The organism is Ideonella azotifigens, from assembly GCF_021043325.1.
GTDB classification, from domain to species: Bacteria; Pseudomonadota; Gammaproteobacteria; order Burkholderiales; family Burkholderiaceae_C; genus Ideonella; species Ideonella azotifigens.
This window is the reverse complement of record NZ_JAJNKD010000005.1, coordinates 66,275-86,965: the sequence shown is the minus strand read 5'-3', so window position 1 is coordinate 86,965 and position 20,691 is coordinate 66,275. Positions and strand designations below refer to the sequence as shown.

20 protein-coding genes and 1 riboswitch are annotated in these 20,691 nt (G+C 70.3%); of the genes, 13 read left to right on the top strand and 7 right to left on the bottom strand.

The window, feature by feature from the left end:
• Nucleotides 1-69 precede the first annotated feature (69 nt).
• From yidD to LRH25_RS12980, 9 genes are all read left to right on the top strand, one after another.
• Nucleotides 70-543, top strand: a complete 474-nt coding sequence (gene yidD, locus LRH25_RS13020) for a membrane protein insertion efficiency factor YidD (RefSeq protein WP_231011323.1) — start codon at nt 70-72, stop codon at nt 541-543.
• Nucleotides 540-1,298, top strand: a complete 759-nt coding sequence (locus LRH25_RS13015) for a hypothetical protein (protein ID WP_231011322.1) — start codon at nt 540-542, stop codon at nt 1,296-1,298. Before yidD ends, LRH25_RS13015 begins: the two co-directional genes overlap by 4 nt.
• The gene (locus tag LRH25_RS13010; RefSeq protein ID WP_231011320.1) at nt 1,295-2,305 is read left to right on the top strand and encodes a GNAT family N-acetyltransferase; all 1,011 of its coding nucleotides are present in this window, start codon (nt 1,295-1,297) and stop codon (nt 2,303-2,305) included. Before LRH25_RS13015 ends, LRH25_RS13010 begins: the two co-directional genes overlap by 4 nt.
• 91 nt (nt 2,306-2,396) lie before the next feature.
• Complete coding sequence (locus LRH25_RS13005; protein ID WP_141291502.1) at nt 2,397-2,993, top strand: methyltransferase family protein; 597 nt, start codon at nt 2,397-2,399, stop codon at nt 2,991-2,993.
• 18 nt (nt 2,994-3,011) lie between these two features.
• Nucleotides 3,012-3,572: a protein tyrosine phosphatase family protein gene (locus LRH25_RS13000; protein ID WP_141291501.1), complete on the top strand. Its 561-nt coding sequence runs from the start codon at nt 3,012-3,014 to the stop codon at nt 3,570-3,572.
• Between the two features lie 61 nt (nt 3,573-3,633).
• The gene (locus LRH25_RS12995) at nt 3,634-4,524 is read left to right on the top strand and encodes a hypothetical protein (RefSeq protein WP_231011318.1); all 891 of its coding nucleotides are present in this window, start codon (nt 3,634-3,636) and stop codon (nt 4,522-4,524) included.
• Nucleotides 4,525-4,636: 112 nt separating this feature from the next.
• Nucleotides 4,637-4,803: riboswitch (FMN riboswitch) on the top strand.
• A gap of 106 nt (nt 4,804-4,909) precedes the next feature.
• Entirely contained in the window at nt 4,910-5,416 is a 507-nt protein-coding gene (locus LRH25_RS12990) for a 6,7-dimethyl-8-ribityllumazine synthase (protein ID WP_141291943.1), read from the top strand.
• Nucleotides 5,417-5,485: 69 nt separating this feature from the next.
• On the top strand, nt 5,486-6,334 hold the full coding sequence (locus LRH25_RS12985) for a hypothetical protein (protein ID WP_231011316.1): 849 nt from the start codon (nt 5,486-5,488) through the stop codon (nt 6,332-6,334).
• A 2-nt stretch (nt 6,335-6,336) separates the two neighbouring features.
• Entirely contained in the window at nt 6,337-6,714 is a 378-nt protein-coding gene (locus LRH25_RS12980) for a hypothetical protein (RefSeq protein WP_231011315.1), read from the top strand.
• A 3-nt stretch (nt 6,715-6,717) separates the two neighbouring features.
• Here LRH25_RS12980 and LRH25_RS12975 read toward each other — a convergent pair whose 3' ends face one another.
• The 3 genes from LRH25_RS12975 to LRH25_RS12965 are packed head-to-tail and all read right to left on the bottom strand — an operon-like array spanning nt 6,718 to nt 8,306.
• Nucleotides 6,718-7,707 carry a Bug family tripartite tricarboxylate transporter substrate binding protein gene (locus LRH25_RS12975; protein WP_231011313.1) on the bottom strand — a complete coding sequence of 330 codons (990 nt, stop codon included), beginning with the start codon at nt 7,705-7,707 and terminating at the stop codon, nt 6,718-6,720.
• Nucleotides 7,708-7,750: 43 nt separating this feature from the next.
• The gene (locus LRH25_RS12970; protein WP_231011311.1) at nt 7,751-8,128 is read right to left on the bottom strand and encodes a hypothetical protein; all 378 of its coding nucleotides are present in this window, start codon (nt 8,126-8,128) and stop codon (nt 7,751-7,753) included.
• A gap of 1 nt (nt 8,129) precedes the next feature.
• The gene (locus LRH25_RS12965) at nt 8,130-8,306 is read right to left on the bottom strand and encodes a hypothetical protein (RefSeq protein ID WP_170201121.1); all 177 of its coding nucleotides are present in this window, start codon (nt 8,304-8,306) and stop codon (nt 8,130-8,132) included.
• Between the two features lie 402 nt (nt 8,307-8,708).
• Here LRH25_RS12965 and LRH25_RS12960 point away from each other — a divergent pair, with 402 nt between their 5' ends.
• Entirely contained in the window at nt 8,709-11,480 is a 2,772-nt protein-coding gene (locus tag LRH25_RS12960) for a tetratricopeptide repeat protein (protein ID WP_231011310.1), read from the top strand.
• Nucleotides 11,481-11,483: 3 nt separating this feature from the next.
• Here LRH25_RS12960 and LRH25_RS12955 read toward each other — a convergent pair whose 3' ends face one another.
• Nucleotides 11,484-11,945: a hypothetical protein gene (locus LRH25_RS12955; protein WP_141291718.1), complete on the bottom strand. Its 462-nt coding sequence runs from the start codon at nt 11,943-11,945 to the stop codon at nt 11,484-11,486.
• A 267-nt stretch (nt 11,946-12,212) separates the two neighbouring features.
• Between LRH25_RS12955 and LRH25_RS12950 the strand changes: the two genes are divergently transcribed.
• Together LRH25_RS12950 and LRH25_RS12945 are read left to right on the top strand one after the other, a co-directional pair.
• Nucleotides 12,213-13,535 carry a lytic murein transglycosylase gene (locus LRH25_RS12950; protein ID WP_231011308.1) on the top strand — a complete coding sequence of 441 codons (1,323 nt, stop codon included), beginning with the start codon at nt 12,213-12,215 and terminating at the stop codon, nt 13,533-13,535.
• Between the two features lie 125 nt (nt 13,536-13,660).
• Nucleotides 13,661-16,783, top strand: a complete 3,123-nt coding sequence (locus LRH25_RS12945) for a ligand-binding sensor domain-containing diguanylate cyclase (RefSeq protein ID WP_231011307.1) — start codon at nt 13,661-13,663, stop codon at nt 16,781-16,783.
• A gap of 24 nt (nt 16,784-16,807) precedes the next feature.
• Here LRH25_RS12945 and LRH25_RS12940 read toward each other — a convergent pair whose 3' ends face one another.
• Nucleotides 16,808-17,872 carry a DUF5694 domain-containing protein gene (locus LRH25_RS12940; protein WP_211361569.1) on the bottom strand — a complete coding sequence of 355 codons (1,065 nt, stop codon included), beginning with the start codon at nt 17,870-17,872 and terminating at the stop codon, nt 16,808-16,810.
• 411 nt (nt 17,873-18,283) lie between these two features.
• On the opposite strand from LRH25_RS12940, the gene LRH25_RS12935 reads away from it, so the two are divergent.
• The gene (locus tag LRH25_RS12935; RefSeq protein WP_141290333.1) at nt 18,284-18,694 is read left to right on the top strand and encodes a hypothetical protein; all 411 of its coding nucleotides are present in this window, start codon (nt 18,284-18,286) and stop codon (nt 18,692-18,694) included.
• Nucleotides 18,695-18,713: 19 nt separating this feature from the next.
• Here LRH25_RS12935 and LRH25_RS12930 read toward each other — a convergent pair whose 3' ends face one another.
• Complete coding sequence (locus LRH25_RS12930) at nt 18,714-19,106, bottom strand: YkvA family protein (RefSeq protein ID WP_141290332.1); 393 nt, start codon at nt 19,104-19,106, stop codon at nt 18,714-18,716.
• A gap of 130 nt (nt 19,107-19,236) precedes the next feature.
• On the bottom strand, nt 19,237-20,691 hold the full coding sequence (locus tag LRH25_RS12925; protein ID WP_231011304.1) for an efflux transporter outer membrane subunit: 1,455 nt from the start codon (nt 20,689-20,691) through the stop codon (nt 19,237-19,239).

Below are 20,691 nucleotides of genomic sequence, written 5' to 3'. Positions count from 1 at the left end.
GCCGGCTGCACTACACTTTTTGCGACCGTCTCCCACAGCCATCCCCGACTTTCCTGTCCATCCATCCGCATGCAGTCCTGGCCACGCCTGGCCGCGCTCGCGGCCATCCGCGGCTACCAGCGCTTCATCTCCCCGCACAAGGGCTTTGCCTGCGCCTGGCGCGTGCACACCGGTGGCGCCAGCTGCTCGGCGCTGGGCTTGCGCGTCATCCGCCGGCATGGCCTGTGGCGCGGGCTGCAGCTGCTGCGCGAGCGCACTTACCGCTGCGGCGTGGCGCACCGGCGCTGCGGTCATGCGCGCGGGCCGGGCATCTCGGCGCTGGTGGCGCAACGGGGGTCCTGCGATGGCTGCGACGTGGGCGACGTGGGCGACTGTCCGCTGGATTTCGGTGACTGTTGCGACCTCGGCGACTGCTGTGACGGCTGCGGCGACTGCGACCGGTCAAAGCGCCGCGACAAGCGCAAACGCCGCGACGCCGATCAGCACATTCCACCGTCGCGCCGCGCGGCGGCTACCATGCGCCGTCACCCCGATTCGCGATGAACCGACTACACGCCGAATACCTCCGCCTCTACGCGCCGGATCCCTCCGCCCTGCCCGCTGGCAGCACGACAGCCGCGGACCTGGTCGACGCCCAGGGCCGCGTGCGGGCACTGGTGCTGGCGCTGGGCCGCCCGGCTGACTGGGCCTTGTTGTCGCAGGTCTGGCAGGGTGTGCAGGCCGACCTGGGATGGCCTGCGCCAGCCATCGCCGTCTCCGGTGTCGACGCCTTCCAGCTGTGGTTCTCCCTGGCCGAGCCGCTGGCCGCAGACAGCGCCAGGCAGCTGCTGCAAGCGCTCTGCGCCCGCTACCTGCCCGGCCTGCCGGCACAGCGGCTGGACCTGTGGCCGACGCAGCGCGGCCCGGGCTCAGACCCAGCACGACACACCGCGCCAGTGCCTGCCGAGCAAGCCGAGACCGGCCTTTGGTCCGCCTTTGTATCGCAGGACCTGGCGGCGGTGTTCGTCGAAGCGCCGTGGCTGGACATCCCGCCCGGCGAAGAAGGACAGCTGACGCTGCTGCGCAGCATGCAAAGCGTGTCGCCGGCCGCACTGGCTTCGGCGATGGCGGAACTGCAAGCGCAGCCGGCAACGGCCGCGACCCTGGCCGCTGCGCCAGGCTTCGCCAGCCTGCCCGTCGCCTGCACGGACCCCCGCCAGTTCCTGCTAGCCGTGATGAACGACGCCAGCGTGCCGCTCGCCCTGCGCATCGACGCCGCCAAGGCGCTGCTGCCGACGCCGCCGGCCAAGACCCCATGACGCCAACCCTGCAACGCCTGGCCCCGGCCCACGCCGCCGAATACCGCCAGCTCATGCTGCAGGCCTACACGCTGCACCCGGAGGCCTTCACTTCGACCGCCGCCGAGCGGGCCGCATTGCCGCAGGGCTGGTGGGAGGCGCGGCTGGCGGAAGGTGACGTGCCGGATGAACTCGTCATCGGCGCCTTCGTCGATGGCCAGCTCGCAGGCGTGGCCGGCCTGGCCTTCGAAGCCCGCGAGAAAACCCGCCACAAGGCCACGCTGTATGGCATGTACGTGCCCGCCTCGGCTCGCCAGCGCGGCCTGGGCCGGCGGCTGGTCGAAGCGGTGCTGGCCCAGGCCAGGGCGCGGCCCGGCGTGCGCCAGGTGCAGTTGACCGTCAGCGAGGGCAATGCGGCCGCGCAGGCGCTTTACCAGCGCTGCGGCTTCGTGCCGTTTGGCACCGAGCCGATGGCGGTGGCCGTGGCCGGCGGCTTTGTCGCCAAGGTCCACATGGCTGCCACGCTGCACCGGAGCGAAACCGGCGTCGCCACCACCCGCCTGCGCCCGCTGCCACCGGAGCACTTCGCCAGCTACTGCGAGGCCGCGATTGCCAACTACGCCGAGCAGAACCTGCGCGCCGGCCGCGTCACCGCCGAACAGGCGCTGCCGCAGGCCCAGGCCGATTTCGCGCTGCTGCTGCCGCAAGGCCTGGCCACGCCGGAGCACTTCTTCCTCGAAATCCTGGCCTCCGAAAACGGCCCGCTGGCCGGCTGGCTGTGGTGGGCCATCGAAGATCGCCACGGCCACCGCAGCGCTTTCGTCTACGACCTGATGATCCTGCCGCCAGCGCGCCGCCGCGGCCATGCCAGGGCCGCCTTGCAGGCGCTGGAGGCCGTGGTGCAGGCCCAGGGGCTGGACCGCATCGGGCTGCACGTCTTCGGCTTCAACCACGGCGCCCAGGCCTTGTATGCGGCGCTGGGCTATCGTGTGACGGGGCTGAACATGGCCAAGCAGCTTTCCGCCTGAGCCGCTGGGCCCGGGGGATGGCGGGGCTGCCGCCTGCGCCGTAGGATGCGCGACGCTGCTCCCACCCGATCCCTTGCCCCTGGAAGTCCCGATGCCGGTCGATCCACTGCTCTACCTCACGCATGGCCTGTTCTGGACCAGCTTCGGGCTGACCCGCTGGTGGGTCTCGCGGCACGCCGCCGTGGCCACCGAAGAAGCCCCCGCCACCACCGGCACCTCCCAGGCCGTGCGCGGCGCCGGCCTGCTGATCGCGTTTCATTCGGTGGCCTTCGGCCTGATGTATTTCGAGATCGGCGCGCGCGTGCTGGGCGGCCGGGTGCCCTCGCTGTTCCCCGGCCAGCGGCTGGCCGGCACGGCGGTGATTGCGCTCGGTGCCTGGCTGGCCTGCTGGGCGCTGCGCTACTTCGCCTCCTGGCGCTTCCAGGCCAAGCTGGACACCGGCCACCGCCTGGCCACCGGCGGCCCGTTCCGCTGGCTGCGCCACCCGATCTACATGGCGCTGAACCTGCTGGCGCTGGGCTCGCTGCTGTGGGTGCCCAGCCCGCTGATGCTGGCCGCCCTGGTGCTGATGTGCCTGGGCAGCGACCTGCGCGCACGCGCCGAAGAGCGCCTGCTGACCCAGGCCTTCGGCAGCACCTACCGCCACTACTGCGACCGCACACCCCGCTTCGTGCCGGGTGTTTATTGACTCCTTCCCGAGGCCCGAATGCCGCTTGCCCTGAACCCCTCCCGCCGCGCCTGGCTGCTCACGCTGAGCCTCGCGGCCATGTCCGGCATTGCCGCCGCAGCAAGCGACGCGGCACCGAAGATCGACGCGCCCAATGTCGTGCCCATCACCCCGCGTCTCATCAGCGCCGGCCAGCCCACGGCCGCCGCGCTGGGCAAGCTGGGTGCGCAAGGCTTCGGCGCGGTGATCTACCTCGCACCGCCCACCTCGTCCGACGCGGTCAAGGGCGAGGCCGAGATCGTGCGCCGCCAGGGCCTGCAGTTCACCAACATCCCGATCGAGTTCAACAAGCCTGGCCCGCAGGACTTCGCGGACTTCGAAAAAGCCATGGCCGCCGCCGGCGACCGCAAGGTGCTGGTGCACTGCCAGGTCAACATGCGCGGCTCGTCCATGGTCTTCCTCCACCGCGTGATCACCGGCAAGGAAGACCCGGAAGTGGCCTATGCCTCGGTCACCAAGGTCTGGGCGCCCAGCGGCGTGTGGCGCGAATTCATCGTCAACACGCTGCGCGCGCACGACGTGGACTTCGAACCCTACTGAAGATCGCTCCCCAGACCCGGCGTTCCCCTGCGCCGGCCCTTCCAAACGAAAGCGCACTGCGATGACCCTGGAAGCCTTCCTCCGCACCGCCTGGGATGAACACGCTGACGCAGCACAGGCCGTGGCCGAGCGCCTGCCTGGCGCCCTCGACCTGCTGCAGGTGCCGGCCGATGTGAGCCCGCTGGTGCGGCTGGCCACGCATGTCTACGGCGAGCACCTGGGCGCGTGGCAGGCGGGCCTGGCGCTGCTGGAGCGCATGGGCGGGTTGCCACTGTGCGCGCAAGACCCTGCGGCCCTGCTCGCGGTGCAGCGCGGCCAGGCTGCGTTGCGCATCGCTTCAGGCGAGCCAGGTGCCGACGCACTGGCCACGCTGCCGGTCAGCGAACATGTCAGCGTGCTGGCCCAGGTCGCGGCCATGCAGACGGGCCGCGAGAACCTGCCCGCCGCCATCCAGGCACTGGAAGCCGCGCTGCAGGCCGAGGCCAAGGCCAGCCCGGAAGAAGATGCCAGCGCCGCCCGCCCCGGCTGGCGCGCGATGGCCGTGGCCGGCAACAACCTGGCCGCCGCGCTGGAAGGCCAGGCAGGCCGCAGCGCCGCCGAAACCGAAGCCATGCTGCGCGCCGCCCGCATTGGCCTGACCTACTGGCGCCTGGCGGGTGGCTGGCTGGAAGAAGAGCGCGCCCACTACCAGCTGGCCCGCTGCGAACTGGCCGCGGGCCAGCCTGAGGCCGCGGCGGCCAGCGCGCTGCAGTGCGTGACGATCTGCGAACGCGAGTCCGCGCCGGCATTCGAGCTGTTCTTCGGCCATGCGGTGCACGCGTTGGCCTTGCGCGCCGCGGGTGACGCCAGCGGCCATGCGGCAGCCCGCAGCTTGGCGCTCGCGGCCCATGCCCAGCTCGGCGCGGACGAGCAGCCCTGGTGCAGGCGCGAGCACGCCGAGCTGAACAGCTGAGAGCCTTCGCACGGCCCGCAGGGACTGCCGTGAAAGGCCTTGCCGTGTCCACTGCCACGCCCCAACCCGCACTGCCTACAATCCCGGCTCCGGTGCGGTTTCGGCTGCGCCGGTGCGTTCTCAGGGCGGGGTGAAAGTCCCCACCGGCGGTATCCGCGCAAAGGCCTCCCGGCCCGAGTGCGGGAGCCCGCGAGCGCCTGCGGCCTCACGGCGGCAGGGTCAGCAGATCTGGTGCGATGCCAGAGCCGACGGTCACAGTCCGGATGAAAGAGACCGCAACATCCCGGCCACCAGGCCCGGGCAGCCGCTGCGTTGCCCTGGGGCCAGATGGCTGTGGTGGCGCGCGCCCTGATTCTGGCCAACCCCTCAGATTTCGAGGTTTCCCATGAATCAGCCTGCTTCTGCTTCTTCCCTCTCCACGTCCCACGCCAAGGCCGGGCCGACCCGCATCGCGCTCATTTCGGCCGGCTGGCATGCCGACATCGTCGGCCAGGCCCGCGAATCCGCGCTGGCCGAGTTCGAACGACAAGGCCTGCCGCGCTCGCAGGTCGAGCTGTTCGAGGTGCCCGGCGCCTTCGAGATCCCGCTGCATGCGCAAGCGCTGGCCCGCAGCGGCCGCTTCGACGCGGTCATCGCCTGCGCGCTGGTGGTCAACGGCGGCATCTACCGCCACGAGTTCGTCACGTCGGCCGTCATCGACGGGCTGATGCGCGTGCAGCTGGACACCGGCGTGCCGGTCTTCTCCGCCGTGCTCACGCCGCGCGACTTCCACGAGCACGACGAACACCGCCAGTTCTTCCACGCCCACTTCGTCAAGAAAGGCACCGAGGTGGCCCAGGCCTGCCTGCGCACCCTCGCCAGTCTCAAGGCGCTGGCGCAACTGCAGCATTGACGCAGCGCTGACGGCAACAAACGTTTGGCAGGGCCGGTCTACCATCGGGTTTTCCGTAGCCCCTCTGCCATGCCGCCTGCCCAGGAGTTCGCTCACCCGGTCCCCCACCTCCCCCGGCGCCCCTGGCGGCTGACGGTCTTCGTGCTGCTGGCCCTGGCGCTGGTCTGGCTGCGGCCCATGGACCAGCTCGCCGAGCGCTACACCGACCAGGGCTGGAAACGCGCGCTGACCACCTTCGCCGCAGCCCGCCTGCTCAACGGTGCGCTCAGCCTGGCCCGCGAGGTCGAAATCACAGGCACGGTGCTGGGCGTGGGCGGCTCGTTCCACCCTGGCGCGGTGCTGGCGCCGGTGGACGAACTGGTCGAGCAGTTTTCGTCGCTGATGCTGGGCGCCACGCTGTCGTTTGCGCTGCAGCGCCTGGTGCAGCAGATCTTCAGCGCCTGGCCACTGTGCCTGGCGCTGAGCGTGCTGCTGCTCGCCTGGCTGGCCTGGGCCTGGCGCCGGCCCGCGGCGGCGCCGCGCCTGCTGGCCGGCGCGGCGCTGGGCCTGCTGTGCCTGCGCCTGCTGGTGCCGCTGATCGCACTCGGCAACCAGGCCATCTACCAGGGCTTCCTGGCCCCCGAATACGAACAGGCCCAGGCCCGCATCAGCGCCGTGAAGACACCCGAACTGCCACCACCCACGCAAGGCGAAGGCTGGACCGACCGGGCTCGCGCCTGGCTCGGCCAGGCGCCCGAACTGGCGCGCCAACTGGGCGACATCAAGGCCCAGGCCGAGGGCCTGGTGGAGCACCTGGTGCGGCTGGCCGCGGTCTTCCTGTTGCAAACCCTGGTGCTGCCGCTGCTGTTCCTGTGGGCCGCCTGGCGCGGCGTGCGGCTGCTGATGCCGCTTGGACGCAACAGCCCCGGCAAAGGCTGACCATGCACGCTTCGGTCTTCGTCGAACTGCGCTTCTGGCTGCTGGTGCTGTTCTCGCTGATGGCGGCCACCGGCATCTACCTGGCGATGATGCGGCGCAGCGTCTCGCGCCTGGCGGTGCTGGGTTTTGGGCTGGCGCTGGTGCTGATTGCCGGCATTGACGTCTACCTGCTGCAAAGCCTCAGCAACCTGGCCCGCCACACCCCTTCGCTGACCGACGACACGGTGTTCCTGTCCGAGCTGTCGATCGGCTTGTACCTGCTGCCGGCGCTGTTCGCCGGCATTGGCATCAACGTGGTCTCGCATGTGCTGATCCAGCACCTCAGCGCTGCCGAGCGGCGCTTCGACCGGACCCACGGGGTGCGCGACCCCGACACCTGAGCGTCATTCCGGCTCGATCTTCGCCGCGCGGATCACCTCGCCCCAGCGCCGGATCTCGCTGCTGAGCAGTTGCCCGTATTCGGCCGGCGAACTGGCCGCCGGGCGCATGCCGAGCTTGACCAGCTTCTCCCTCAATGCAGGCGTGTCCAGCGCCTCGCGCACGGCCTTGTTCAGCACCTCGATCACGGCTGCGGGTGTGCCGGCAGGCGCGGCCAGCGCGTTCCACGAGGCCACGTTGTAGCCGGCCACGCCGGTCTCGATGGCGGTGGGCACCGCAGGCAGCGCCGGGTTGCGCCGGTCCGACGACACCGCCAGCGCCTGCACCGCGCCGGCCTGCACCTGCGGCAGCATCGGCGCGAGGATCTCGACCGCCAGGTCGATCTCGCCAGCCCGCAGCGCCGTCAGCACCGCCGGGCTGGCCTTGTAGGGCACGACCAGCAGGTCCAGCCCGGCCACCGTCTCGAAAAGCTTGGCCGCCAGGTGCTGCGTGCTGCCCACCGCGATGGTGCCCACATTGAGCTTGCCCGGATGCGCCTTGGCATGGGTGATCACGTCCTTCAACGACGTAAAGCGGCTCCCCGCCTGCACGAAAAAACCCAGGTCGAAATAGCCGAAGGTGCTGATGGGCGCAAAGGCCTTCACCGGGTCGTAGGGCAGCTTGTTGAACAGCGCCACGCTGACGGCGTGGGCGTTGCTCATCAGCAGCAGCGTGTGGCCATCGGGCTTGGCAGTGGCCACCGCCTGGCTGGCGACGATGCTGCCGGCGCTGGGCCGGTTGTCGATCACAAACGGCTGGCCCAGGCGCTTGCCCATGACCTCGGCAACGGTGCGCGCGGTGATGTCGGCCACGCCTCCCGGCCCGAACGGCACCAGCAGCTGGATGGGCTTGTCAGGGAAGTGCACCTGGGCACGCCCGGACAGTGGCAGCAGGGCAGCGCCGGCACAGGCCAGCAGTTCACGGCGGCGGAGGAATGCAGGCGCAATCGGGTGCATGACCCGAGTGTGCGACAAACGCACCGCCGTCGCCGCCTTCACATCAGTGGATGGGGATCTTGCTCAGCACAGCCGCTGCGTCCAGCGCAAAACCAAGGCCGATGCTTTTCAGAAGCTCACGCGGTTTCACCGGCATGTTGGAGTTGATGGCCCCCGCCAGCAGGCAGATCAACAGCGCAAATATCGAAAAAGCCCACCACCTGGGAAACTCGACCGGCGCAGATGGATCCTGCCATTTCTGGACCACAGGCAGCAGGGTGCGCAGGAAGAATCCGAATGACGCGCAGACCCAATGCATGAAGAAGCGTCCGGCAGTGTCCTGCAAAGAGGTATCCGAAGGCTTGGGCCCGTCTGGCGGCGTCGCGCCTTGCCCTTGCATCAGGTATGGCCGATGGACTGGCACAGTTGCGGGATCTGACATTTCATTCCTCCCCCTGCTTCAGCTTGAGATACACGAACCAGGCGGCCACGACAGCTCCGGCCATGGCAAGAATGAACCAGAAGTTTTCAAGCACCAGCCTTGCGAAGGCGAACAGCACGATGGCGATGACCGCAAGAATGGCCCACGTGGACAACTTCTGGATGATTTCGTCATTCATCTTCGACCTCTTCAATGGCCAGGGTCCGCTGAAGGCTGCTCAGGCCTGAGTCCTGGCCAGGCTCAGGCGGCGCAGCACTGGCCCCATCAGGGCGTGTAGACCTCGACTCGGAATCGTCCCGGGTACCCTCCGGCGCCCTGCACCACGCTGCTCTCATGGGCTTTGGCGCAATACGCCAGGCAGTCCCCGCCACCACCACCACCGCAGGCGGCAACGGTCAATGCCAGGGTCAGGCCCAAGACCCTACCCACCTTTTGAAACATGTTCATGGCTGTTCCCTGGTGCCGAGATGACGGCACCTGCCGGTACGATTTCAGGCGGAACCCCGGGGCCAATCCTTCCCCGATTCCGAACAATTCCTACCGAAGTCACCAGACGGCATGCGAGCCGGGGGCGCAAGCGATGAAATGGGAGAAACCGGCGTTGGCAGCCGAGGCGGACGACTTTCGGGCTTCCGGCCCGCTGCTGTGGTCTTTCGGAAGCTGCACGCTGGACGAGCGCCGCCTGGAACTCAGCGTGGACGGCGAGTTGGTCGCCGCCGAGGCTCGCCCGCTGGAGCTGCTGGTGCACCTGCTGCACCATGCCGGCGAACTGGTGACCAAGGACGAACTGATCGAGGCGGTGTGGCCCGGCCGCATCCCCTCGGAATCGGTGCTGACCAAGACGGTGGCCAAGCTGCGCCAGGCGCTGCGCGATGAGGACCAGGCGCTGATCCGCACCGTCTACGGCCAGGGCTATCGGCTGGTCGCGCCGGTGTCGGTGAAGGCCCAGGCCGACGCCGCGCCGGTGGACACGCCAGACTTTGCGCCCGGCCTGGCCGCTGGCGAAATGCCACCGCTGCGCCCGCACTGGGTGCTGCGCGAGAAGCTCAGCAGCGGCGGACGCAACGAGGTCTGGCTGGCCCGCCATGCCAAGACCGGGCAGCCGCGCGTGTTCAAGTTCGCGCGCGATGCCGACGGCCTGCGCGCCCTGAAGCGCGAAGTCACCGTGTTCCGCCTGCTGCGCGAGGCGCCCGGCGCCGGCGAGCACCTGCTGGAAATCCTCGACTGGAACCTCGACGAACCGCCCTGGTTCATCGAATGCCCCTTCATCGCCGGCGGCAACCTGGCCCATTGGTGCGAACAGGGCGGCGGCATCGCGGCCATCGACCTGTCCCTGCGCCTGGCGCTGATCGCGCAGGCCGCCGACACACTGGCCGCCGCGCACGACACCGGCGTGCTGCACAAGGACGTCAAGCCCGGCAACGTGCTGGTCGACCTGGACGCCCAGGGCCGGCCGCTGGTGCGCCTGGCGGATTTCGGCAGCGGCCGGCTGATCGACCTGGAGCGGCTGGCGCGCCTGGAGATCACCCGGCTGGGCTTCACCCAGTCGCTGGACCTCCCGGGCGACGACAGCAGCGGCACGCCGCTGTACCTGGCGCCGGAACTGCTCGCCGGCCAGCCGCCCACGCTGCGCTCGGACATCTACGCGCTGGGCGTGATGCTCTACCAGATCGTGGCCGGCGACTTCCGCCGGCCGCTGGCACCCGGCTGGGAGCGTGACGTGACGGACCCGCTGCTGTGCGAGGACATCCGGGCCTGCGCCGACGTGGACCCCGCCCGCCGGCTGGCCGATGCCCGCGTGCTCGCCCAGCGCCTGCGCGACCTGGCCGCACGCCGCGAGCAACAGGCGCAGGTCCAGGCCGAACTGGCGCGGACCCGGCAGTTGCACGCACGCCTGGAACGCATGCGCACCCGCCGGCCCTGGCTGGTGGCCAGCGCGCTGCTGCTGTTGGCGGGCCTGGCCGTCTCGACCCAGCAATGGCTGCGCGCCGACAGGGCCAACCAGCTCGCGCTGCGCGAGTCGGCACTGGCGGCTGCCGTCAACCGCTTCCTCACCGATGACCTGCTGGCCGGTGCCAACCCGCTGCACGCGGGCCGGCGCGACGTGCAGGTCTCCGAAGTGCTGGCGCGCGCACAGCAGCAGGTGGCCGCGCGCTTTGCCGGTCGGCCCGAGCAGGAGGCCGCGGTGCGCGAAGCCATCGGCAAGGCGCATGCGGGCCTGGGCGACTACGCCGCGGCCGAACGAGAGCTGCGGCAGGCCGTGCGGCTGCTGGACGGCCTGCCGCCGGCGCGCGCGCGCCGGGACGAGCAGCAGCTTGCAATGGTCGAGGTGCTGCTGGCCGCCGAAAAACCGGATGCAGCGAGCGTGGAGGCCAAGGACCTGGGTTCACGCGCGCCTCTGGCGGCAGACACGGCGCTCGGACTGGCGACCGCGCTCGCCTGGCTGGACTTCCGGGCAGGCCACTACACCGCGGCAATCCAGGCCATGGAGGCGCAGCGCGGCGCCTACCAGGCGCTGGCAGCCGAACAGCCCGACCGCATCGAGGCCTTCCTCGGCCGCCTGGGCGAGGCCTACGTGGTCGCCAACCGCGGCGACGCTGCCATCCAGGCGTTCAGCGACCTGCTGCAACGACAGACCGCCCTCTACGGCCCGCGCGATGCGCGGCTGGTCCGGGCCTTGATCGGGCTCGGGGAAGGCTACGAGCGGGCCGACCGCAACCCCGAGGCGCTGCCAATCCTGGCACGCGCCACGTCCCTGGCCCGCGAAACACTGGGCGAGGAACACGACCTCACCCTCACCGCGGGCGGCGAGTTGGCTGGCGTCTATGAAAGCCTGCAGCGGTTTGGCGAGGCGGAGGCCGAGTACCGGCGCGTGCTGGAGATCCTGCGGCGCCGCTTTGGCGAAGAAGCGCCGAACACCCGCGTGCTGACGGTCAACCTGGGTGTGCTGTATGAACACAGCGGCCGCAGCGCGGATGCCTTGCCCCTCTTCGAGCATGTGCACGAGGTGGACAAGCGCCTGGACGGCGAGTCGCACCCGGAGACGCTGGTCGCGGCGTACCACGTGGGCGGCAGCCTGGCCCAGCTCAAGCGCTGGAACGAAGCTCTGCGCTGGCACAGCCGCACCTGGGAACTGGCGAGCAAGGCCTTGCCCGCGGACGATTCCCGGCGCGGGGTCATGCAGTCCGCACTCGCCGAAGCCCAATGCCATGTCGGCCAGGCCGAGCAGGCTCGCGCCAACTTCGACCAGGCCATCCCGTTTCTGCAGCGCACCGCAGGCGATGCGCACCCGCAGACACGCAAGGCCATCGAACTGCGCCGCAGCTGCCTGGGCGATCCCGGCAAGCCCTGAGCTTCAGGACGCCGCTCGGGTGCCGCTCACCTCCGTGGTTCCGGAGCAGGATTCACTGCCTTTGGTCCAGGTCCAGGAGGAAGACCCGCTGAGGCTCTTGGCATCCGAGGTCACCGTCACCTTCAGCTCGTTCAAGGTGGTGGTGCCGCCCTCTTCGGGATAGCTGCCGGTCCATTCCACGGTGTCCGTCTGGATCGAGCCGTTGAACACCTGCCCGTCTTCGGTCTGCAGCTTCAGCGAATTGCCGGTCTGCTGGATGGTGACGCTGTAGAGCGTCTTTTCGCCCACCGGGTCGCCACAGTTGTTGCTGCCCTTGGTTTCGGCAATGTCCCAGGTCCCTGCGACGTCGAGGGATTGCCCGCTGCCGCTGCTCTTGTCGTCATCGCCACCGCCGCCGCCGCAGGCGGCCAGCACCGACAAGAGAGACCCCAGGGCCAGACGGCCCCAAATTTGATTCACCGACATGATGATGTGCTCCATGCAAATGGGAAAAAGGGATGCAGGCGCCGGTGCATGCCTGACTCGGCACGGCACGGCGGCGCGCTGGACAGCGTCAACAAGTCCTCTTCAACTTGCCGGAGTGATTGAAGCGGTGGCCCGCCCTCGAATCCTTCCCGGATTCCGAACAACTCCTACGAAAGCGGGCGGAAAGGGCCACCAGCCGGGTGCATTCCCGCCTCCGCGCAGGGTTGGTCCGGCAAAGCTGCCGGCGCAGGCGACGAGAATCGCCCCATGCCTTCGACCGTTCTTCCCCTGCGCCACTGGCGGCTGGCCGCCGCGCTGGCCACCGCGACCTTCAACGGCTGCGCCGCCGGCCCTGCGGCCACGCCCGCTTCCGTCGCCGCCGCTGCCCCAGCGCCTGCGGCATCGGCCGCGGAGGCGGCCAGCCCCGCCGCCTCCGCGGCCTCCTCGCCGGAAGAGCTGGCGCGGCAGCAGGCTGCCTTCGCCCGCTGGGTGCAGGACATGCGCGACCGCGGCCGCAGCGCCGGCATCAACGAGGCCACGCTGCGCAGCGCGTTCGGCAACGTGCAGTTCCTGCCGCAAGTCATCGAGCAGGACCAGGCCCAGCCCGAGCTGACCCGCAGCGTGTGGGACTACCTGGACCGCGCCGTCTCGGTGCAGCGCATTGCGCAAGGCCTGGAGAAGCTGCAGCAGATCCGCGGCGAAGCCGAGGCCGCGGCCACGCGGCATGGCGTGCCGCCGAACGTGGTCGTGGCCATCTGGGGCATGGAGAGCAACTACGGCAGCCACTACGGCGACATCCCGACCATCGACGCCCTGGCCACGCTGGGCTTCGAAGGCCGGCGCGAGGACTGGGCCCGCGGCCAGCTCATCGCCGCGCTGAAGATCCTGCAGCGTGGCGACATCGATCGCGCGCACATGATCGGCTCCTGGGCCGGCGCCATGGGCCAGACCCAGTTCCTGCCCACCGCCTTCCTCAGCTACGCCGAAGACGCAGACGGCGACGGCAAGCGCGACATCTGGGGCAGCATGGCCGACGTCACCGCCTCCACCGCCAACTTCCTCGCCCGCTCCGGCTGGCAGGCCGACCAGCCCTGGGGCGCCGAAGTGCAGTTGCCCAAGGACTTCGACCCCGGCCGCGCCGACACCGAAGTGCGCCAGCCCAGTGCCAAGTGGGCCGCCGAAGGCGTGAAGACGCCGGACGGCAGCCCGCTGCCCGCAATGCCCGAAGCCAGCATCCTGCTGCCCGCCGGCATCCGCGGCCCGGCCTTCCTGGTCGGTGCCAACTTCCGCAGCATCCTGCGCTACAACAATTCCAACAGCTACGCGCTGGCCGTGGGCCTGCTGGCCCAGCGCCTGGCCGGCGGCCCCGGCGTGCAAGGTGCCTGGCCACGCGACCTGCGCGCCCTCACCCGCACCGAGCTGCTGGCCATGCAGACCGCGCTGAACCAGCGCGGCTTCAACACCGGCACGCCAGACGGCCGCTTCGGCCCCGCGACCCGCGCCGCACTGCGCGGCTACCAGCGCAGCATCGGTGTGCCGCCAGACGGGTTTCCGGATCAGAACCTGCTGGCGCGGTTGACGGCGCGGTAGGCGGCCAGGCCAGCGGATTTCGTCACGCGGCCCCGCAATTCCGTGACTCATCCAGCTCAGCCTCGCATCAAATCGGCCGAAACCAGCGAATGGCCCGCGGTGTGCGCTGGCCTCTGAACGGCACCGTGCACCTGCTCTCCTTCGTTTCACGCAGCTGGGCCAGCCTCTGGCTTGGCCTGATCCTCGGTTTCACCTGGCCCCAGGCGGCGCAGGCGACCGACGCCTCCCCGACGGCCGATGCCAGTCGCTGGCAGCGGCTGGCCGACCCGGTGTTCCGGCATTTCCCGATTCCCACCGCCTTGCAGGCCACCGCCATGGTGCAGGACGACCAGGGCTTTCTTTGGCTGGGCACGCAGAACGGCCTGGCGCGATGGGACGGCTACCGTTTCCGCAACCACGAGGCCGATGCCAACCGCCCGGGTGCGCTGCCCGACAGCTACATCACCACCATGCACCGGGACGCGCGAGGCCAGGTGTGGATAGGCAGCAGTGCCGGCGGCCTGTCGCGGCTGGCGGCCGACCATGCCAGCTTCATCCGCGTGCCCGGCGGCCCGAACGGCCTGAGCCACCGCAGCGTGTTCGCGCTGGCGGATGACGGCCAGGGTGGCCTGTGGGTCGGCGGCGGTGCCGGGCTGGACCAGCTCGCAGCCGACGGCCAGCAGGTCAGTCGACATGCCAAGGAGGCACGCGAGCAGGGCTTGCCGGATGGCGCGGTGCAGTCGCTGCTGCGCGACCGCAGCGGCGCCTTGTGGGTGGGCACGCGCGTTGGCCTGTTCCGCCGCGCGGCCGGCGCCATGCGCTTCGAAGCCGTGTCGCTGCCCTGCGCGGACGGCAGCCCGAGCACGGTCAGCCAGCTGATCGAGGACCGCCAGGGCCGGGTCTGGATCGGCACCCGGCCGCACGGCGCCTACGTGGTGGCGCCGGGCGAATCCAGGGCCTCCGTGGTGCGGGACAGTGAGCACGGCGGCGCAGCCGGCCTGGCCAGCGACTCGGTCTTCGCACTGATCGAAGCCGGCGACGGCGAGATCTGGATCGGCACCGACGGCGGCGGCATCGTGCAGGTGAACAGCAGCAGTGGCCGCACCCGTCGGCTGCGCCACCTCGAAGGCGCGCCGGCCAGTCTGCTGGACAACGAGATCAGCATGTTCTTCCGTGACAGCAGCGGCACCTTGTGGGTGGGCACCAACAACGGGCTCAGCGCCTACCGCCCGGCGCAGCAGGCCGTGCTGACCTGGCTGGGCCAGGCCGGCAGGGCCGAAGGCATCAGCCACAGCACCGTGACCCAGCTGCTGGCCCAGCCGGACGACCGGGCCTGGCTGGCGCTGGGCAACGGTGGCATCGACATCGTGGATCCCCAGAAGGGCCGCGTGGCCCAGCTGCAGCCGGACGCCACCCGTCCGCGGGACGCGCTACCCAAGGGCCGCGTGCTGGTCATGGCCGGCGCGGCCGGTGGTGCCGTCTACCTGGGCACCCAGCAAGGCCTCTACCGCGCCGAGGCCAGCGGCCAGGCCGTGCGCCGGCTGGTGGTACCCGGCAGGGTGGACAACGCCGCGACCTGGGCCCTGTGCGTGGACGGGGACCAGCTCTGGCTCGGTGGGCTGGACGGCCTGTGGGGCTTTCGCATCGCAGCCGACGGCACGCTGCAGCCGCTGCCCGGGGCGCGGGCCGACCCGGCGCAGCTGGGCGACGGCCGGGTCACCCAGCTGGCGCTCGCCGAAGGCGACGGGCTGTGGGTGGGCACGCGCGCCGGGCTGCTGCGCTACGACCGCGCGCTGCACGAAGTCACGCGGCTGCCGGAAGACGCGCCGGACCGCATTGGCATGCCCGGCGGCTACATCAGTGCCGTGCAGCGGGACAGCCGCGGCCGGCTGTGGGTGGGCTCGTTCGGTGGCGGGCTGCGCGTGGTCGACCCCGCGCCGGCCGATGGCAGCGCGCCGAGGGTGCGGCGCATCGGCCTGGCCGAAGGCTTGCCTAACAACGGTGTGGACGCGCTGCTGATGGACGCCCAGGGCGACGCATGGGTCAGCACCGACGACGGCCTGGCGCGCATTGCCGGCAGCGACCTGTCAGTCACGCCGCTGCACGCGGCCGATGGCGTCGGCATCCCGTCGTACTGGGTGGGCGCTGGCGGCATCACGCCGCATGGCGAACTGCTGTTCGGCGGCAGCGGCGGGCTGACCATCGTCAAGCCGGAGCGGCTGGCGCCCTGGGGCTTTGCGGCGCCTGTGGTGGTGACCGAGGCGCTGGTCGGCGGCAGCCCGGTACCGCCGCCGGGCGCAGCGGGCGACACGACTGCCAGGCTGACGCTGCCGGTCGGCCGGCGTGACCTGTCGGTCGAATTCGCCGCGCTGGACTATTCGGCACCCGAATCCAACCGCTATGCCTACCGCCTGAAAGGCTTCGACCCCGACTGGACGCCCACCGACCCCAGCCGCCGGCTGGCCCGCTACACCAACCTGCCGGCCGGCGACTACCTGCTGGAGCTGCGCGGCTCCAACCGCCAGGGCCAGTGGTCCGAGCCGCTGCGCTGGCCGGTGCGGGTGCTGCCGGCCTGGTACGAGACGGCCTGGTTCCGCGTCGCGCTGGGGCTGGCCGCGCTGCTGCTGGTGGCCGGCCTGGTGCAGGGCCGCACGCTGATGCTGCGCCGCCGCCAGCAGGTGCTGGAAACGCTGGTGGCCAGCCGCACGGCCGAGCTGGAGCAGCGCAGCGCCGAGCTGCACGAGAGCGAGCGCCAACTGCAGCAAATGGCCTACTACGACGGCCTGACCGGCCTGGCCAACCGTCGCCTGTTCAACGAGGACCTGAAGCGCCTGCTGGCCGAAGCCCAGCGTGGCCAGCCCTTCACGCTGATGCTGCTGGACCTGGACCACTTCAAGCAGATCAACGACACCCTGGGCCACGATGCCGGTGACGCGCTGCTGGTGGCCGTGGCCCAGCGCCTGCGAGACGCCGTGCGCGAGGTGGACCGCGTGGCCCGGCTGGGCGGCGACGAGTTCGCATTGCTGCTCACCCGCACCACCGCCACCGAGGACGTGGAGCAGGTCTGCCGCCGCATCATCGACAGCCTGGACCTGCCGGTCGAACACCAGTCCCAGCGCCTGCAGGCCAGCGCCAGCATTGGCCTGGCCCGCGGCCCGCACGAAGCCGACAGCGCGGCCGAGCTCTACAAATGCGCCGACCTCGCGCTCTACGCCGCCAAGCGCGCCGGCCGCCGCGGCTGGCGCTGGTACACGCCAGCCGCCAGTTGAGCGGACACCGGACCGCTCATCGCGTCACCTCAACACCCCAGCCACGTCGACGATGTCCACCCCCGACAGCTGGCCCAGCCAATGGTCGAACCACGGCTTGTGCGAGGCGCCGACGATGGACAGCACTCGGGCGCCAGGGCGTTCGCGGAAGGTCTCGTGGATGTTGGCCACCATGCGCAGGTTGCGGATCTCCCAGCCTGCAACCCAGATCTGCGGATAACCCTCAGGCGACCTGGCGCGCAAAGCCGCGGCAACGTTGACCTCCGCGAGCACGCGCAAGCCTTCGGGATCGTTGAGGAAGCGGTACATCGGCAGCAGGTCAGGGGCCTGGAGCAAGACCTTCTCCCGCTTCTCACGTTCGTTCAACGCCCCTCTTCCCGAAGCCCATGCAGCCTCGATCACCCGCCCGAACGCCTTCGTGTCCGCGACATCGAGGCTGTCCCCGGTGTGGTTGTCCACGGCGAAGACGCGCTGCAGGCCCAACCGCGCCGCCAGGCGCGCACCCAACTGGTAGTCCTCGTTGTTGCGCGTCCCGATCTGACCGAGCATGGCCACCAGCGGCGCGTCCAACGTGTCACCAGCGCGCTGCTCGGCGGCCGGCAACTGCAGCCACTGCACATAGGCCGACGCTGGCTCGCTCGCCGCCAGGAACAGCGCAGCCAGGCGCCGCCGCTGTACCGGCGTCGGCTGCGCAGGCCAGGCCTTGAGCGCCTTGTTCACTTCGGCAATGGCGGCCGGCACGTCCAGCCCGGTGGCCGCCTTCGCCAGGTCGGTCGGCGCACAGTAGTCCGCGCCGTACTTGGCCGGATGGCGCGCCGCGAAATCACATTCCTCGCCAGGCAGCGCCTCGATGGTGATGATGTCTGGCCTGAAGCCGGCCAACCGGTCCAGCAAGCCCTGCAGCGTTGCCGGATCAAAGCCCTGCGGCAATCCGCGCAGGTGCATGGTGCCCAGCACCAGCACCTGCGCCCGAGGTCCCACCATGTCCCGGTCCAGCGAGGCCAGGTCGACCTGCGCCTGCGCCTGCGCCTGCATCGCGACGGCAAGCGCCACCCACGACCCGCCCAGCCACTTTTTCCACGTGCCCACTTCGCATGTCTCCCGAGGTTGAAAGCGCAGCTTCGGCAGGGAGAAGCACCATCGCTTCCCGCCAACCGCTTCGCGTCGGCGACTGTAGCGAGCGCACGCCGCAGCGTCCGCCAGCGCGCGACGAAACGACCATTTGGCAGGAGGAACCGGCGCTCCTGGCGACGAGCATCGCCGCCCCGCGCCGCCGCCCGCTTGCCGCGGACTGGACACAAAAAATTCCGACCTCAATGTCCATCGACGCGCCCCCTCCTCGTTCATCCAGGTAGACAGCCACCGCGATCTCCGTGTTGCTCGGGGCCGGAGGCGAACCACCATCGGAGGGAACACCATGGACAGGCTGCGCGGTCTGATCGCGATGATTGCCGGCATCGGCGCGGGCACGATGGCACCCGTCTTGTCAAGGAGGCGGCCATGAACGCAAGTGCTTCTCGACTCAGCCTCGGCGGCAAGACCCGTGTGGGCTGGGGCGGCCGCGGGGGGGCCGATCTGTTCGCTGTTGAAGGCGGCGTTCTGAGCTTGCGCGGTCTGCGGACCTACCGCTTCACGCCCGATCAGGTGGTGGCCATCGAACCGCTGGGGCCTCGCTGGCTCAGTGGTGGGGTGCGCATCGTGCACAACCAGGCGGATTACCCGCGCTTGATGAGCTTCTACTGCAGCGGCGGCAGTGCGAAGGTGTTCGAACTGCTGGCCCTTGCCGGCTTCGTGCCGCGCGGCAGCGGGCCCGCCGCAGGGCGGTCGCGGCTGCGCGCGGCGGTCTTCCCGTTGCTCGTGCTGCTGGTGATCAACGTGATCGTCTCGGGTCTGTTGCGGCTGTTGCACTGATCGGCCAACGGGCCGAGGGTCACTCCGCCCCGCGCAGCCAGTACAAGAGCGCAAAGCCGATGGCCAACCACAGCGCCACCACGAGCACGACCCCTGCCCGGCAGTTCGGCTTCCTGCCGTTGGCTTGCATCCACGCGTCCGCCTGCGCGCGGCATTCGGCGAGGACTTCCGGTGGCAGGAGCCGAATGGTCAACCAGATCAGGCCAGGCAGCAGCAGCACGTCGTCGAGGTAGCCCAGGACCGGAATGAAGTCCGGGATCAGGTCGATGGGACTCAGCGCGTAGGCCACGACGAACACCCCGAGGGCCTTCGCGTACCAGGGCGTGCGGGGATGCTTGCCGGCGAACCAGAGCGTCACGCCGTCGCGCTTGATTCGCCTGGCCCAGGTCTTCAGGTGCTTGCTCAGCGTCATGGAACGCGAAGCGTGATGGGGTCACGCTGCTGCTGTTTGTCCCGCACTGTATTGGACGAGCCGGGCCGGCCCCGCTCCGGCCGCAGCGGCGCCCGGAGGACTCGTCGCGGCCGTAGAGGCCCGCCTTCGATCAGTTGTTGGCAACCTGTGCGCCACTGGCCGCAGGTTCCGCCAAGCCACCACCCAGGGCCCGATACAGCGTGACCCGATTGCCCAGTTCCACCAGCCGCAGGCTGATCAGCGACTGGCCGGCGCTGTACGCGGTGCGCTGCGCTTCGAGGGCGGCGAGGTAGGTCGCCACGCCTTGCTGGTAGCGGGCGTCGGCCAGGCGTTGGCTGTCCTGGGCGGCGGCGAGCAAGGCGGTTTGCGCGTCGAGTTGTTCCTGCACGGAGCCGCGGCGGGCCAGGGCGTCGGCCACTTCCTGGAACCCGGTCTGCAGCGCCTTTTCGTAGGCGGCCACGGCGGCTTCGCGCTGGGCCTGGGTCTTGGCGACCGTGGCGCGAGCGGCGCCGCCGTCGAACAGGCTCCAGCTGAGGCTGGGCGCGAGCGACCAGACGGACGCCGCGCCGCCGGTGAACAGGCTGGACAGCGCAGCGCTGGCCAGGCCCGCGCTGGTGGTGAGCGACAGCGAGGGCAGCAGCGCGGCGCGGGCGGCGCCAATGTCGGCCTGCGCGCCCAGCAGCGTGTGCTCGGCCTGCTGCACGTCCGGCCGCTGCAGCAGCACGCTGGACGACAGGCCGGCAGGCACCTGGGCCAGCAGCGAGTCGTCCGCCAATGCGCCGGGGATCAATGCATCGTCCACCGGTGCGCCGACCAGCAATTGCAAGGCATTGCGGGCCTGGGCCATGGCCGTCGTCTGCGCGGCCACGTCAGCGCGCGCCTGCTGGTAGACGGTCTCGGCCTGGCGCACGTCCACCGCCGAGGCCACGCCAAAGCCCTGGCGCTGCCTGGTCACTTCGACCGAGCTGGCGGCGCTTTGCTGGGTGTCCTGGGCGAGCTTGAGCAAGCTCTGGTCCGCGGCCAGCGTGAGCCAGGCTTGCGCGGTTTCGGCGATCAGGCTGATGCGGGTGGCGCGAGCGCCGGCCTCGGTGGCGAGGAAGCTTTCCAGGGCCGACTGCGACTGGCTGGCCTGCTTGCCGAACAGGTCGATCTCGTAGGCGCTCAGGCCCACGCTGGCCGAAGCGGTTTGCGAGAAGCTGGTGGCGGTGCCGCCGTTGCCATTGCTGCCTGCGGCGGACCTGGCGCGCGTGGTGCTCATGCCGGTGTTCAGCGTGGGCAGATCGGCGGCCGCGGTCACGCGGTAGCTGGCGCGTGCGGCGACCACGTTGGCGGCAGCCGCGCGCAGGTCGCGGTTGTTGGCCAGCGCCTGTTCGATGACCTGGCGCAGCCGCGAGTCCTGCACGAAGTCGCGCCAGGGCAGCGTGCTGGCGTCAGCGCTGGTTGTGGCTGGCGCGTAAGCCGCGCCGGTGGGCCACTGCGTGGGCACGGCGCCGGTGGGTGCGGCGTCGGTCGGCGCCAGCGTGGAACAGCCGGCGAGCAGCGCGATCAACGAAGCGATGGCGAGAGTGGAGAAAACGGAACGCAT

What these genes read in the sequence shown, in the direction of transcription:
- LRH25_RS12990 (WP_141291943.1), top strand. Translation starts at nt 4,910, where the DNA reads ATGAATCAGCCTGCTTCTGCTTCTTCCCTCTCCACGTCCCACGCCAAG.
- yidD (WP_231011323.1), top strand. Translation starts at nt 70, where the DNA reads ATGCAGTCCTGGCCACGCCTGGCCGCGCTCGCGGCCATCCGCGGCTAC.
- LRH25_RS12925 (WP_231011304.1), bottom strand. Translation starts at nt 20,691, where the DNA reads ATGCGTTCCGTTTTCTCCACTCTCGCCATCGCTTCGTTGATCGCGCTG.
- LRH25_RS13010 (WP_231011320.1), top strand. Translation starts at nt 1,295, where the DNA reads ATGACGCCAACCCTGCAACGCCTGGCCCCGGCCCACGCCGCCGAATAC.
- LRH25_RS12950 (WP_231011308.1), top strand. Translation starts at nt 12,213, where the DNA reads ATGCCTTCGACCGTTCTTCCCCTGCGCCACTGGCGGCTGGCCGCCGCG.
- LRH25_RS12930 (WP_141290332.1), bottom strand. Translation starts at nt 19,106, where the DNA reads ATGACGCTGAGCAAGCACCTGAAGACCTGGGCCAGGCGAATCAAGCGC.
- LRH25_RS12995 (WP_231011318.1), top strand. Translation starts at nt 3,634, where the DNA reads ATGACCCTGGAAGCCTTCCTCCGCACCGCCTGGGATGAACACGCTGAC.
- LRH25_RS12935 (WP_141290333.1), top strand. Translation starts at nt 18,284, where the DNA reads ATGAACGCAAGTGCTTCTCGACTCAGCCTCGGCGGCAAGACCCGTGTG.
- LRH25_RS12965 (WP_170201121.1), bottom strand. Translation starts at nt 8,306, where the DNA reads ATGAATGACGAAATCATCCAGAAGTTGTCCACGTGGGCCATTCTTGCG.
- LRH25_RS12960 (WP_231011310.1), top strand. Translation starts at nt 8,709, where the DNA reads ATGAAATGGGAGAAACCGGCGTTGGCAGCCGAGGCGGACGACTTTCGG.
- LRH25_RS12975 (WP_231011313.1), bottom strand. Translation starts at nt 7,707, where the DNA reads ATGCACCCGATTGCGCCTGCATTCCTCCGCCGCCGTGAACTGCTGGCC.
- LRH25_RS12980 (WP_231011315.1), top strand. Translation starts at nt 6,337, where the DNA reads ATGCACGCTTCGGTCTTCGTCGAACTGCGCTTCTGGCTGCTGGTGCTG.
- LRH25_RS13005 (WP_141291502.1), top strand. Translation starts at nt 2,397, where the DNA reads ATGCCGGTCGATCCACTGCTCTACCTCACGCATGGCCTGTTCTGGACC.
- LRH25_RS12985 (WP_231011316.1), top strand. Translation starts at nt 5,486, where the DNA reads ATGCCGCCTGCCCAGGAGTTCGCTCACCCGGTCCCCCACCTCCCCCGG.
- LRH25_RS12955 (WP_141291718.1), bottom strand. Translation starts at nt 11,945, where the DNA reads ATGTCGGTGAATCAAATTTGGGGCCGTCTGGCCCTGGGGTCTCTCTTG.
- LRH25_RS13000 (WP_141291501.1), top strand. Translation starts at nt 3,012, where the DNA reads ATGCCGCTTGCCCTGAACCCCTCCCGCCGCGCCTGGCTGCTCACGCTG.
- LRH25_RS12970 (WP_231011311.1), bottom strand. Translation starts at nt 8,128, where the DNA reads ATGTCAGATCCCGCAACTGTGCCAGTCCATCGGCCATACCTGATGCAA.
- LRH25_RS13015 (WP_231011322.1), top strand. Translation starts at nt 540, where the DNA reads ATGAACCGACTACACGCCGAATACCTCCGCCTCTACGCGCCGGATCCC.